General features: G+C 70.6%; 13 protein-coding genes. 10 read left to right on the forward strand and 3 right to left on the reverse strand.

Features of this window, described 5'->3' with window-relative positions; genetic code table 11:
- The first annotated feature begins 80 nt into the window (after nt 1-80).
- The 7 genes from DMA15_RS26320 (at nt 81) to DMA15_RS26355 (ending at nt 8340) form a co-directional block, all read left to right on the forward strand.
- Nucleotides 81-1835 carry an ABC transporter substrate-binding protein gene (locus DMA15_RS26320; protein ID WP_125515233.1) on the forward strand — a complete coding sequence of 585 codons (1755 nt, stop codon included), beginning with the start codon at nt 81-83 and terminating at the stop codon, nt 1833-1835.
- Between the two features lie 132 nt (nt 1836-1967).
- On the forward strand, nt 1968-2969 hold the full coding sequence (locus DMA15_RS26325) for an ABC transporter permease (protein ID WP_125515234.1): 1002 nt from the start codon (nt 1968-1970) through the stop codon (nt 2967-2969).
- Nucleotides 2966-4063: an ABC transporter ATP-binding protein gene (locus tag DMA15_RS26330; RefSeq protein WP_125515235.1), complete on the forward strand. Its 1098-nt coding sequence runs from the start codon at nt 2966-2968 to the stop codon at nt 4061-4063. Before DMA15_RS26325 ends, DMA15_RS26330 begins: the two co-directional genes overlap by 4 nt.
- A 44-nt stretch (nt 4064-4107) precedes the next feature.
- Nucleotides 4108-5295: a dipeptide ABC transporter ATP-binding protein gene (locus tag DMA15_RS26335; RefSeq protein WP_125515236.1), complete on the forward strand. Its 1188-nt coding sequence runs from the start codon at nt 4108-4110 to the stop codon at nt 5293-5295.
- A 359-nt stretch (nt 5296-5654) separates the two neighbouring features.
- On the forward strand, nt 5655-6329 hold the full coding sequence (locus tag DMA15_RS26345; protein WP_125515238.1) for a trimeric intracellular cation channel family protein: 675 nt from the start codon (nt 5655-5657) through the stop codon (nt 6327-6329).
- Nucleotides 6330-6404: 75 nt separating this feature from the next.
- On the forward strand, nt 6405-7274 hold the full coding sequence (locus DMA15_RS26350) for a thioesterase family protein (RefSeq protein WP_125515239.1): 870 nt from the start codon (nt 6405-6407) through the stop codon (nt 7272-7274).
- Between the two features lie 58 nt (nt 7275-7332).
- Entirely contained in the window at nt 7333-8340 is a 1008-nt protein-coding gene (locus DMA15_RS26355) for a YafY family protein (RefSeq protein ID WP_125515240.1), read from the forward strand.
- Here DMA15_RS26355 and DMA15_RS26360 read toward each other — a convergent pair.
- Complete coding sequence (locus tag DMA15_RS26360) at nt 8285-9145, reverse strand: alpha/beta fold hydrolase (RefSeq protein ID WP_125515241.1); 861 nt, start codon at nt 9143-9145, stop codon at nt 8285-8287. The two genes, DMA15_RS26355 and DMA15_RS26360, sit on opposite strands and share 56 nt — an antisense overlap.
- Before the next feature lie 99 nt (nt 9146-9244).
- A complete protein-coding gene (locus DMA15_RS26365) occupies nt 9245-9892 on the reverse strand; it encodes a TetR family transcriptional regulator (protein WP_125515242.1) in 648 nt (215 codons plus the stop codon).
- 135 nt (nt 9893-10027) lie between these two features.
- Here DMA15_RS26365 and DMA15_RS36780 point away from each other — a divergent pair, with 135 nt between their 5' ends.
- The 3 genes from DMA15_RS36780 (at nt 10028) to DMA15_RS26375 (ending at nt 11807) form a co-directional block, all read left to right on the forward strand.
- Complete coding sequence (locus DMA15_RS36780; protein WP_164551831.1) at nt 10028-10180, forward strand: hypothetical protein; 153 nt, start codon at nt 10028-10030, stop codon at nt 10178-10180.
- A 100-nt stretch (nt 10181-10280) separates the two neighbouring features.
- Complete coding sequence (locus DMA15_RS26370; protein WP_125515243.1) at nt 10281-10589, forward strand: DUF4190 domain-containing protein; 309 nt, start codon at nt 10281-10283, stop codon at nt 10587-10589.
- A gap of 48 nt (nt 10590-10637) precedes the next feature.
- Nucleotides 10638-11807, forward strand: coding sequence for a cysteine desulfurase family protein (locus tag DMA15_RS26375; protein WP_125515244.1), 1170 nt, complete (start codon nt 10638-10640; stop codon nt 11805-11807).
- A gap of 34 nt (nt 11808-11841) precedes the next feature.
- On the opposite strand, the gene DMA15_RS26380 is transcribed toward DMA15_RS26375, so the two are convergent.
- Complete coding sequence (locus tag DMA15_RS26380) at nt 11842-12528, reverse strand: N-acetylmuramoyl-L-alanine amidase (RefSeq protein WP_125515245.1); 687 nt, start codon at nt 12526-12528, stop codon at nt 11842-11844.
- Between the last annotated feature and the right edge of the window lie 59 nt (nt 12529-12587).

The following is a 12587-nucleotide window of genomic DNA, read 5'->3' on the forward strand; positions in this document are numbered from 1 at the left end:
TGCCGCATGTCAGGTGGCTCCACCCATGGTTCTCCGGCAGCTCAAGGCCAGGGACCGCGAATCTCGGAGGTTACGAGAAAATGCCCACAGTTTCCTCGAAACGACGGCTCACCAGCGGTGCGGCCCTCGTCGTCGCGGCACTGGTGACCACCACGGCGTGCGGCGGCGGTGACGGTGGTGACGGTGACTCGAAGGGTGCCGGCTACAACGCGGCGCTGAACAAGGTCGCCAACCCCTCGAAGAAGAAGGGGGGCACGCTGAAGATGGTCGGCAAGCAGGACCTCGACTCCGCCGACCCCCAGCGCGCGTACTACGGCATGTCCTGGGACTTCATGCGCTTCTACACCCGGCAGCTGGTGTCCTACGACACCAAGCCGGGCAAGGCGGGCACGAAGCTGGTCCCCGACCTCGCCAAGTCCACCGCGAAGATCTCGGACGACGGCAAGACCTACACGTACCAGCTGCGTGATGGCCTGACCTGGGAGGACGGCTCCGCGCTGACCTCCAAGGACATCAAGTACGGCATCGAGCGCTCCTGGGCGACGGACACCATCACCGGTGGCCCGGGCTACATCCGGCAGGCGCTCGACCCGGACTCCAAGTACAAGGGCCCGTACAAGGACAAGGGCGGTCTGAAGGCGATCGAGACGCCCGACGACAAGACCATCATCTTCAAACTGCCCAAGCGCAACGGTGACTTCGAGCAGTTCCTCGCCATGCCGACCGGTTCGCCGGTGAAGCAGGCCAAGGACACCAAGGCGAAGTACACCGCGCGGCCGTTCTCCTCGGGCCCGTACAAGTTCCAGACGTACAAGTCCGGCAAGAAGATCGTGCTCGTCCGCAACGACAAGTGGAAGAAGTCCTCGGACCCGATCCGCGCGGCGCTGCCCGACAAGATCGACGTGACGATCTCCGCCAACCTGGAGGAGAACGACAAGAGGCTGATGGCGGGCGACTACGACGTCGACCTCAACGGCACGGGCATGACCCAGTCCGGCCGCGTCACCGCCGTCTCCAAGCACCGTGACAGCGTCGACAACATGCACACGGCCTTCGTGCGCTACGTCGCCCTGATCCACACGGCGAAGCCCTTCGACAACGTGCACTGCCGCAAGGCGGTCTTCTACGGCACGGACTTCGCGGGCCTCCAGCGCACCCGCGGCGGCAAGGTCGCGGCCGGTGACATCGCCAACAGCACCTTCCCGGTCTCGATCCCCGGCCACAGCGACTACGACCCGTACGGCGTGCTGAAGCGCAAGGGCAAGCCGGACGCCGCCAAGGCCAAGGAAGAGCTGAAGAAGTGCGGCAAGCCGGACGGCTTCAAGGCCAAGCTGACCGCCCGCAACAACAACCCGGGTGAGGTCGACGCCGCCGAGGCGCTCCAGGAGCAGCTGCTGAAGGTCGGCATCGACGTCAGCGTCGAGTCCCTGGACGGCGCCGACTCCGCCGCCATCACCGGCTCGCCCTCCGTGGTGAAGAAGCGCGGCTACAGCATGCAGATGAGCGGCTGGGGCCCGGACTTCCCCTCCGGTCAGGGTTACGCGCAGCCGCTGTTCGACAGCCGCTTCCTGATCCAGAACGGCAACTACAACGAGTCGCAGATCAAGGACAAGAAGGTCGACGCGCTCTTCGACAAGGCGATCGCCGAGACCGACCCGGTCAAGGCCGGTGAGATCTACAAGCAGCTCGACAAGCGGATCCTCGACAACGCCGACTGGATGCCCTTCCTCTACGAGAAGAACATCACCTGGCGCGGACCGCGGCTGACCAACGCCTACATGAACGACGCCTACAACGGCCGGTACGACTACGTCTCGCTCGGTGTCGTCAAGTAACCGACCCCGCCCGACCCGTAGTTGACCGTCCTCCCGCCGCCGAATCCCGCCAGTCCGAAGGGCAGGTGATGGCCCCGGGCGGTGGCCGGGACCCCTCACAAGGGGGTGCCGGCCACCGCCGGGCCGCGCACAGTGCTTGCTTATCTCATCCGGCGCCTGATCGCCGTCATCATCATGGTGCTGGTCGTACTGCTCGCGACCTTCACCATCTTCTTCATGCTGCCCAAGTGGGCGGGACAGGACATCGCCGTCCTCTTCGCCGGCAAGGCATCGGGTGCCGAGCAGCTCGAGGGCATCCGCATCAAGCTGGGTCTCGACGACCCGCTGCTCGTCCAGTTCTGGGACTTCATCAAGGGCATCCCGCTGGGCCGTGACTACGTCAACGGCAGTGACGTCACGCACTGCCCGGCCCCCTGCTTCGGCTACTCGTTCCGTACCGAGGCGCCGGTCTGGGAGACCCTCAAGGAGGCCCTGCCCGTCACCGGCGCGCTCGCCGCCGGGGCCTGCGTGCTGTGGCTCGCCGGTGGCGTCATCACCGGTGTCATCTCCGCGCTGCGCCGGGGCAGCATCTGGGACCGCGCCGCCATGACCACCGCGCTCGCCGGTGTCTCGCTGCCCGTCTTCTTCACCGGCATGATCGCGATGGGCATCTTCGTCCACCAGCTCGGCTGGGTGAAGATCGCCGACAGCCTCAGCACCGAGGACTCGATCGACGTCTGGTTCCAGACGCTGATCCTGCCGTGGATCGTGCTCGCGTTCCTCAACGCCGCCATGTACGCCCGCCTCACGCGCGCCACGATGCTGGAGGTCCTCGGCGAGGACTACATCCGCACCGCGCGCGCCAAGGGGCTCGGCGAGGGCGTCGTCATCCGCAAGCACGCCCTGCGCTCCGCGATGACGCCGATCCTCACCGTCTTCGGACTCGACCTCGGCGTCCTGATGGGCGGCGCGGTGCTCACCGAGTCCACGTTCAACCTCCCGGGGCTCGGCCTCGAAGCGGTCAAGGCCATCAGCAGCAAGGACCTGCCCGTCATTCTCGGCGTCACCCTCTGTGCGGCGCTCGCGATCGCCGTCGCCAACCTCGTCGTCGACCTTCTGTACGCCGTCATCGACCCGCGAGTGAGGCTGGGATGACCGAACTGTCCAAGAGCGGGGCCGCGGTGGGCGAGCCCGTCGCCGCCTCTCCCGCTCCCTCCGCCTTCCTCGAGGTGCGCGACCTCAAGGTGCACTTCCCGACCGACGACGGCCTGGTCAAGTCCGTCGACGGGCTCAGCTTCCAGCTGGAGAAGGGCAAGACCCTCGGCATCGTGGGCGAGTCGGGATCCGGCAAGTCGGTCACCTCGCTCGGCATCCTCGGCCTGCACACCGCCGGTCAGTACGGCCGCCGCAGGGCGCAGATCTCCGGCGAGATCTGGCTCAACGGCCAGGAGCTGCTGAGCGCCGACCCCAACGAGGTGCGCAAGCTGCGCGGCCGCGAGATGGCGATGATCTTCCAGGATCCGCTCTCCGCGCTGCACCCGTACTACTCCATCGGCAAGCAGATCACCGAGGCCTACCGGGTCCACAACGACGTCGACAAGAAGACCGCCCGCAAGCGCGCGATCGAGATGCTCGACCGGGTCGGGATCCCCCAGCCGGACAAGCGCGTCGACTCCTACCCGCACGAGTTCTCCGGCGGCATGCGCCAGCGCGCGATGATCGCCATGGCGCTGGTCAACAACCCCGAACTGCTCATCGCGGACGAGCCGACCACCGCCCTTGACGTCACCGTCCAGGCGCAGATCCTCGATCTGATCAGGGACCTGCAGAAGGAGTTCGGCTCCGCCGTCATCATGATCACGCACGACCTGGGCGTGGTCGCCGAGATGGCCGACGAACTCCTGGTCATGTACGGCGGCCGGTGCGTCGAGCGCGGCACCGCCGAGAAGGTCTTCTACGAGCCCCAGCACCCCTACACCTGGGGCCTGCTCGGCTCGATGCCCCGCATCGACCGCGAGGAGACCGAACGGCTCATCCCGGTCAAGGGCTCCCCGCCCAGCCTGATCAACCTGCCGAGCGGCTGCGCCTTCAACCCGCGCTGCCCCTACGCGGACATCCCCAAGGATCAGATCACCCGCACCGAGCGCCCCGAACTGCGCGAGGTGGCTGCCGGGCACTACTCCGCCTGCCACATGGCGCAGGACGAGCGCACCCGGATCTGGACCGAAGAGATTGCGCCGAAGCTGTGAACGACGAAGCCACGGATCCGAAAGACACGGCGGAGGGCCGGAAGATGACGAGCCCGGCCCAGACGAAGAGTGCACCCGAGCCGCTGCTCAAGGTCGACGGCCTGGTGAAGCACTTCCCCATCAAGAAGGGGCTGCTCCAGCGCCAGGTCGCGGCGGTGCAGGCGGTCGACGGGCTGACCTTCGACGTGCGCCCCGGCGAGACGCTCGGCGTGGTCGGCGAGTCCGGCTGCGGCAAGTCGACGATGGGCCGGCTGATCACCCGGCTGCTCGAACCCTCCAGCGGCCGCGTCGAGTTCGAGGGCACGGACATCACGCATCTGAACACCGCGCGGATGCGGCCGCTCCGCCGCGACGTCCAGATGATCTTCCAGGACCCGTACTCGTCGCTGAACCCCCGGCACACCATCGGCACGATCGTCGGCGCGCCCTTCAAGCTCCAGGGCGTCAAGCCCGAGGGCGGCGTGAAGAAGACCGTGCAGGAGATGCTGGAGCGCGTCGGGCTCAGCCCCGAGCACTACAACCGCTATCCGCACGAGTTCTCCGGCGGCCAGCGCCAGCGCATCGGCATCGCGCGCGCCCTGGCCCTGCGGCCCAAGCTGGTGGTGGCGGACGAGCCGGTCTCGGCCCTCGACGTCTCCATCCAGGCCCAGGTGGTCAACCTCCTGGACGACCTCCAGGACGAGCTGGGCCTCACGTACGTGATCATCGCGCACGACCTGTCGGTCATCCGGCACGTCTCGGACCGCATCGCGGTGATGTACCTCGGCAAGATCGTGGAACTGGCGGACCGCAAGGACCTCTACTCCACGCCGATGCACCCGTACACCAAGGCGCTGCTCTCCGCCGTGCCGGTGCCCGACCCCAAGCGGCGCGGCACCAAGAGCGAGCGGATCCTGCTGCGCGGCGACGTCCCCTCGCCGATCGACCCGCCGAGCGGCTGCCGCTTCCACACGCGGTGCTGGAAGGCGACGGAGGTCTGCGCGACGAAGGAGCCGCCGCTGATCCCGCTCGCCACGGGTCACCAGGTGGCGTGCCACCACCCGGAGAACGCCGAAGACCAGGCGCCCGAGGACACCAAGCTGCTGTCGGCCGCCAAGGAGGCGATCGACGTGGTGACGGTGATCCCCAAGGCGGAGGAGTCGGCTGCGCCCGCGGTGGCGGCGGAGAAGCCGGCCGGGCCCGCCGTGGCGGCGGGGGAGTCCTCCGACAAGCAGGACCCGCCCGAGAAGTAGGCGTGACCGTCGACGGGAGGGCGCGAGAACACCGCGCCCTCCCGTCGGCGTGTCCGCCTCAGGCGCCCCCGCCGGACCCGGCGACGACACGCCACCTCCCCACCTCCCGGTACGCGGAGTCGTGGACGCTCTCCCCGTCACCGGGCGTCAGCGCGTAGTGGCGGAGGTTCCCGCCCCAGTACCGCAGGATGCGGCCTCTCCAATGCTTCGGCCGCTGTGACCGCTTCAACTGTGTCACTGAAATTCCCTGTGAGACTTTGGCGAGGGAAGCAGCACAAACCCCTGCTCAACGCCCGCAAACCCTCAATCGGAGGCGAGGGCGGGGAAGAGCCCGCCCCGCCCGCGGGTAACAATGGCGCGTGCTCCAGGATCTGTTCACGCCCTCCGTCCAGCACGCGCTCGACATCGTGGGGATCTTCGTCTTCGCGATCTCCGGCGCGCTGCTCGCCGTGCGCAAGAACTTCGACGTCTTCGGGATCGCCGTCCTCGCCGAGGTCACCGCGCTGGGCGGAGGACTCTTCCGCGACCTGGTCATCGGGGCGGTACCGCCCGCCGCCTTCACCGACCTCGGCTACTTCATCACCCCGCTCTTCGCCGCCGCGCTGGTCTTCTTCCTCCACCCCGAGGTCGAGCGCACCCAGCTCGCGGTGAACGTCTTCGACGCGGCGGGCCTCGGGCTCTTCTGCGTGGCGGGGACGACCAAGGCGTACGACTACGGCCTCGGCCTCACCGCCTCCGCCGCCCTCGGCCTGATGACCGCGGTCGGCGGCGGTGTGCTGCGCGACATCGTCGCCAACGAAGTGCCCTCGCTGGTCCGCTGGGACCGCGATCTGTACGCCGTGCCCGCCATCGTGGGCGCCACGATGGTCGCCCTGTGCATCCGCTACGACCAGCTGACGGCGTTCACCAGCGCGCTCGCCGTCGTGACGACGTTCGTCCTGCGGCTCCTCGCGCTGCACTACCACTGGCGGGCACCGCGCGCCTGGAACCGCCGCTCGACGGCGGTGGAGGCCGAGGTCCAGGAGACGCCGTAGCGGGGCCCGCCGGTGCGCGGAACCCCTCCACCGGAAAAGCTACCGCTCAGTAATTACATGTTGTACGTTGCTGCCATGGCAACGGCAGCATCCCTTCCGGTAGCGGTGCCCGCGAGCATCGGCGACAGCGAGTTCGACCGCGACACCGCGGTCACCCGGCGCGAGCCCGGCGTCTACGACACCGAACTCTCGGCCGGCTGGACGATCATCAGCGCGGTCAACGGCGGCTACCTCCTGGCCGTCATCGGCCGCGCCCTCGCCGACGCCCTGCCGCACGCCGACCCGTTCACCGTCTCCGCGCACTACCTCACCGCGTCGAGCCCGGGGCCCGCCGTGATCCGCACGGACGTGGTGCGCGGCGGCCGTTCCCTCTCCACCGGACAGGCCTCCCTCTTCCAGTACGACGAGGAGGGCCGCGAGATCGAGCGGATCCGCGTGCTCGCCTCGTACGGGGACCTCGACGCGCTCCCCGACGACGTCCGTACGACCGCGCAGCCGCCCGCGATCCCGCCGCTCGACCAGTGCTTCGGCGCCCAGGACGCTCCCGACCACCGCCCGGTGCCCGGCAGTTCCGCCATCGCCGACCGCCTCTTCCTCAAGCTCGACCCCGCCACGCTCGGCTGGGCGCTCGGGCAGCCGTCGGGCAAGGGCGAGATGCGTGCCTGGTTCGGGCTCGCGGACGGCCGTGACGCCGACCCGCTCTCGCTGCTGCTCGCGGTGGACGCGCTGCCGCCGACCGCGTTCGAGATGGGCCTGACCGGCTGGGTGCCCACCGTGGAGCTGACGGTGCACGTCCGCCACCGCCCCGCCCCCGGCCCGCTCCGCGTCGCGATCACCACCCGCAACCTCGCGGGCGGTTTCCTCGAGGAGGACGCCGAGGTCTGGGACAGCGAGGACCGCCTCGTCGCCCAGTCACGCCAGCTGGCACGGGCGCGGCTCTCCTAGGTCCTGCCTCCCGGATCCCGCCCGCCTCGGGTGACCGCCGTAGGAGATCCTGGACGGCGTGAAAGCTGACCGGCTGCTCTCGATCCTGCTGCTGCTCCAGACCCGCGGCCGGGTGCCCGCGCACGAACTCGCCGAGCGGCTGGAAGTCTCGGTGCGGACGATCTACCGGGACATCGAGGCCCTGTCCGCCTCCGGTGTCCCGGTCTACGCCGAGCGGGGGCGGCACGGCGGCATCGAACTGCTCGCGGGGTTCCGCACGGACGTGACGGGGCTGACCGCCGACGAGTCGCGGGCCCTGTTCGTCCTCGCCGCGCAAGGCGCGCACGCCGCCCTCGGCCTGGACGAGGCGCTCGGCTCCGCGCTGCGCAAGGTCATGGCCGCGCTGCCCGAACCGCACCGCCCCGCCGCCGAGTTGGCGAGCCGCCGCATCCTCGTCGACGCCTCGCGCTGGATGGCGGGGCCCCGGGCGAGCGTGGACCTGGAGGTGCTCCAGGACGCGGTCTTCGCCGACCGGCGCCTGCGGCTGCGCTACCGGCACAGCGGCGCCGCGGAGCCGCGGACGTACACCGTCGACCCGTACGGCCTGGTGTCCAAGGCCGGCGTCTGGTACCTCGTCGCCGACCTGCGCGGCGCCCCGCGCCTCTTCCGCGCCGACCGGGTCCGCTCGGCGACCCTCACCGACGCCCCGGTCCAGCGGCGCGCGGGCGTCGAACTCGCCGACGTATGGGCGGTGTTGAAGCGCGAGGTGGAGAACCGACCGGGCGGCATCGAGGTGACGGCCCGGGTGCGGCGCTCCCGCTTCGACCTGTTCCTGCGCCTCAACGGCACGGCGATCACCCGGCTGCCGGAGAGCGACAGCGACAGCGAGGGCGGCACGGGGGAGTGGGTCACCGTCCGGCTGGCGTATCAAGTCGTGGGCGAGGCGAAGACGTTGCTGCCCTTCGCCGACCACGTCGAAGTGCTCTCGCCGCCCGAGGTGCGTGACGAACTCGCTGCGGCCGCGGCGGCCGTCACCGCGATGTACGGGGGAAGTGCCCGCGCAGGAAATGGGCCAGTTCGGCGGTGAGTTCGGCGGGCGCGTCCTCCTGCACGAGATGGCCCGCGCCCTCGATCAGGCGCAGCTCGGCACCGGGGATCGCCCGGGCCAGTTCATGGCCGCGCTCCACCGGGATCCAGGTGTCCTCGGTGCCCCAGCAGATCAGCACGGGCAGGTCCAACTCCCCGTACCTGCCCTGGATCTCGTCGGTGTAGCGCTGGTCGTTCTGCTCGATCTGGCGGTAGAAGGCGGGCTTGCCGTCGTCCGTGCACCAGGGCGCCACCAGCCGGTCGAGCACCGCGGGGTGCAGGCCGCGGTGGCTCGCCGAGCCGACGTATTCGCGTACGAGTGCTTCGTGGAGGTGGGGCGGCAGCTGCCCGAAGACCTCGGGGTGTGCGCCGAGGAGGCGGTAGGTGGGGGAGCCCCAGGGGGCGAGGGCCACCGGGTCGACGAGGGCGAGGCGGTCGTAGCGGGCGCCGTGCAGCAGGTGGGCGCGCAGGGCCACGCAGCCGCCGAAGTCGTGGGCGAGGACGGCGGGCCGCTCAAGGCCCCAGTGGCCGAGCAGCTCGGCGAGCACACGACCCTGCGCGGCGAGCGAGACGTCCTGCCCGTCCCGCATCTCGGATGCGCCATATCCGGCCAAGTCCCAGACGTACACGCGGTGTTCGCGTGACAGGGCGCGGGCGGTCTCCCGCCAGACGTACGAGGAGAAGGGCGTGCCGTGGACCAGTACGACGGGCGGGGCTTCGGCGGGCCCGAGCGCGGCCCAGCGGATCGTGCCGGACGAGCTGGGGAAGGTGTGGTCGAGCGGCCAGGTGTCACGGGCGGTCGTCATGGTCGTAGAGGGTAGTTGCCCCTTACGGGAGAGTCGATGCCCCGGATGCCGGGCCTCAGGTGCCGGGGCCTCAGACGCGGGACGGGCGCCCGGCGGCGCTCAGTGCTCGTCCAGCCAGTGGCGGCGGCCGAGGCCGACGAGCCGCAGCTGGCGGCGCGCCGTGGACGCCACGCGCTCCGCGGCCTCGGGGTCGCCCTCCGCCTCCAGGAGCGCCGACGCGGTCATCACCATGTGGTCCACGTACATCCCGGCGAGCATCAGCAGATCGTCCTCGGCCCAGCCCGCCGCCTCCGGCTCCCGGGCGAACTGCTCCTTCACCTCCTGGGCGAAGAGGGCGAGCTGGCCGCCTATCGCGGCGCGCACCGCCTGCACGCCGCCGTGCTGCTCGCGGGCGATGAAGCGGACGTGGGCGGGGTGGGTGCGGACATAGGCGGCGATCAGTTCGACGGTGGCGGCGATGCGCTCCTCCCCGTCGTCCTCGCCCGCGCGCTCGCCGGTCGCGGAGAGCAGGGCGGTGAGTGCCGTGTGCAGACTGCCGAGCGCCTCCTCGACGAGGGCCACGCCCAGGTCCGCCATGTCGCGGAAGTGCCGGTAGAAGGCGGTGGGGGCGACGCCGACCGCGCGGGTGACCTCGCGCAGGCCCAGGCTGCTGAGACTCTGCTCCGCGAGCAGCTGGAGCGCCGCGTCGAGGAGCGCCTGCCGGGTTCTCCGCTTCTGGGCCTGCCGGACGCCGAGGGTGTGACTCATGCCATGCAGTTAACAACTGTTCTCCGAGTTTGGAAAGCGCGGAGCGGAGTACCCTCTAAGTCAGTGAACAGTTGTTACCACAAGCGTTCACCGACCTGTCCCCCCGGGCTCGCTCGCCGATTGGAGAGGGATCTCATGCTCTTCCTCGTCGCCGCCCTTCTGCTGCTGGGTGTCGCCATGGGTTCCGTGGCCCACCTCCCGCTGCCGGTCACCCTGGTCGCCGCCGCCGTCATCGGCGTATGGCTCGCCGTCTTCGCGATCCGCGAGCGCCGCGCGCACCCGCGCTGAGCGGCCCGCCCCCGACGCGTACGACACCCTCCGCATCTCCCTCCGCAAGGACCGCGAGGCCCGCAAGGGCCGCAACGCAAGGACCGCAAGGAGTCGGACCATGACACTCACCGCTGAAGCCGAACGCGCCACCGAACGCACCACCGACCGTGCCCCTGAGCGCCCCACCGGCCGCCGGGACACCAACGGCATGGCCGTCGCCTCCTTCGTCTGCGGTCTGCTCGGTCTGCTCGTCCTGAACATCTTTCTCGGCCCCGTCGCGATCGTCCTCGCGAGCCTCGCCCTGTGGCGCGGCACCGCCCGAAAGGGCCGCGCTCTGCTCGGTCTTGGCCTCGGCGTCGCCGATCTGGTCGTGCTCGCCGTGCTCGTCTCGGTGGACAACACCGCGTCCTGGGGTCTCGCAGGCTGATACCGCTGGGTCATCCGGCGCCGCACGGCTCGTAGAATCGTGCGCACCATGGCCTACCTCGACCACGCAGCGACCACTCCGATGCTCCCGGAGGCGATCGCGGCGATGACCGCGCAGATCGCCGTCACCGGCAACGCCTCCTCGCTGCACGCGGCGGGCAGGCGGGCGCGCCGCACCGTCGAGGAGGCCCGCGAGACGCTCGCCGAGTCACTCGGCGCACGCCCCAGCGAGGTGGTGTTCACCTCCGGCGGCACCGAGGCGGACAACCTCGCGGTGAAGGGCCTGTACTGGGCCCGCCGCGACGCGGACCCCTCCCGCACCCGCATCCTCGCGAGCCCCGTCGAGCACCACGCCGTCCTGGACGCCGTGCACTGGCTCGGGGAGCACGAGGGCGCCACCGTCGAGTACCTTCCCGTCGACGCCTACGGCCGCGTCCACCCCGACGCGCTGCGCGAGGCGATCGAACGCGGCCCCGACGACGTCGCCCTGGCCACCGTCATGTGGGCCAACAACGAGATCGGCACCATCCAGCCGGTCCGCGAACTGGCCGACGTGGCGGGGGAGTTCGGCGTCCCGCTGCACTCCGACGCCGTGCAGGCCTACGGCCAGATCCCCGTCGACTTCGGCGCGTCCGGGCTCGCCGCGATGACCGTGTCCGGACACAAGATCGGCGGTCCGTACGGCATCGGCGCGCTCCTGCTCGGCCGGGAGTACAGCCCGGTGCCCGTGCAGCACGGCGGCGGCCAGGAGCGGCATGTGCGCTCCGGCACGCTGGACGTGCCCGCCGTCGCCGCCTTCGCCGTCGCGGGGGAGTACGCCGCCGAGCACCGCGAGCGGTTCGCCGCCGAGATCGGCGCGCTCCGCGACGACCTGGTGGGCGCGGTCCGCGCCGCGGTCCCCGAGGCGATCCTCGGCGGCGACCCGTCCCCGGCGGGCCGGCTGCCCGCCAACGCGCACTTCACCTTCCCCGGCTGCGAGGGCGACTCCCTCCTGCTGCTGCTCGACGCGCAGGGCATCGAGTGCTCCACGGGCTCGGCGTGCACGGCGGGCATCGCCCAGCCCAGCCACGTCCTGCTCGCCACGGGCGCCGACCCGGACCTCGCGCGCGGCACGCTCCGCTTCTCCCTCGGCCACACCTCGACCAAGGCGGACGTCGAGGCCGTCGCGGCGGCGATCGGCCCGGCGGTGGAGCGGGCCCGGACGGCGGGCCTGAGCTAGGGCCCGTCCCGCGGCACGATCCGCCGGTCAGGCCCTAGGCCTTCTTCGCGGCCTTCCCGGGCTCCTCCCGCGCGGCGGCCCGCACCAGGCGCATGTACCGGTCCCAGTCCCAGTGCGGGCCGGGGTCCGTGTGGTCCGTGCCCGGCACCTCCACGTGCCCGATGATGTGCTCGCGGTCGACCGGGATGTCGTACCGCTCGCATATCCCGGCGGTGAGCCGCGCCGACGAGGCGTACATCGCGTCCGTGAAGGACGACTTGGCGTCGACGAAGCCCTCGTGCTCGATGCCCACGCTGCGTTCGTTGAAGCCTCTGTCGCCCGCGTGGAACGCCACGTCCAGCTCGCGGATCATCTGCGCCACGTGCCCGTCCTTGCGCACCACGTAGTGCGTGGCGGCGCCGTGGGCCGGGTCCTTGAAGACGCGCAGCGCCGTCGCGTACCCGCCCTGGACGACGTGGATGATGACGCGGTCGATGTCGTAGTCATCGGGGCGGTCGGCGCGGCGCCAGTTGTAGTCCGAGGCGGCGGTCCACTGGGCGCCCCTGGCGTCGACCTCGCCCTCCTTGCGCTTCTTGACCACGCCGGGCATCCGCCACCACAGCCGCCCCAGGTCGTCCCTGGCGAACACGGCCGTGCCGAAGGCGGCCGCGCCGCCGCCGATCAGCAGGGCGCGCCGGCTGACTCCGCGGCTCCCCGGCTTCTGCCCCTCTGGTTCCCCCATATGATCGTCAACGCTTACTCACGGGCGTCCGGTTCCCGCGGGCCCGTACTCTGTTAGAG

The sequence above is a fragment of the Streptomyces sp. WAC 01529 genome, assembly GCF_003945545.1.
Lineage (GTDB): Bacteria > Actinomycetota > Actinomycetes > Streptomycetales > Streptomycetaceae > Streptomyces > Streptomyces anatolicus.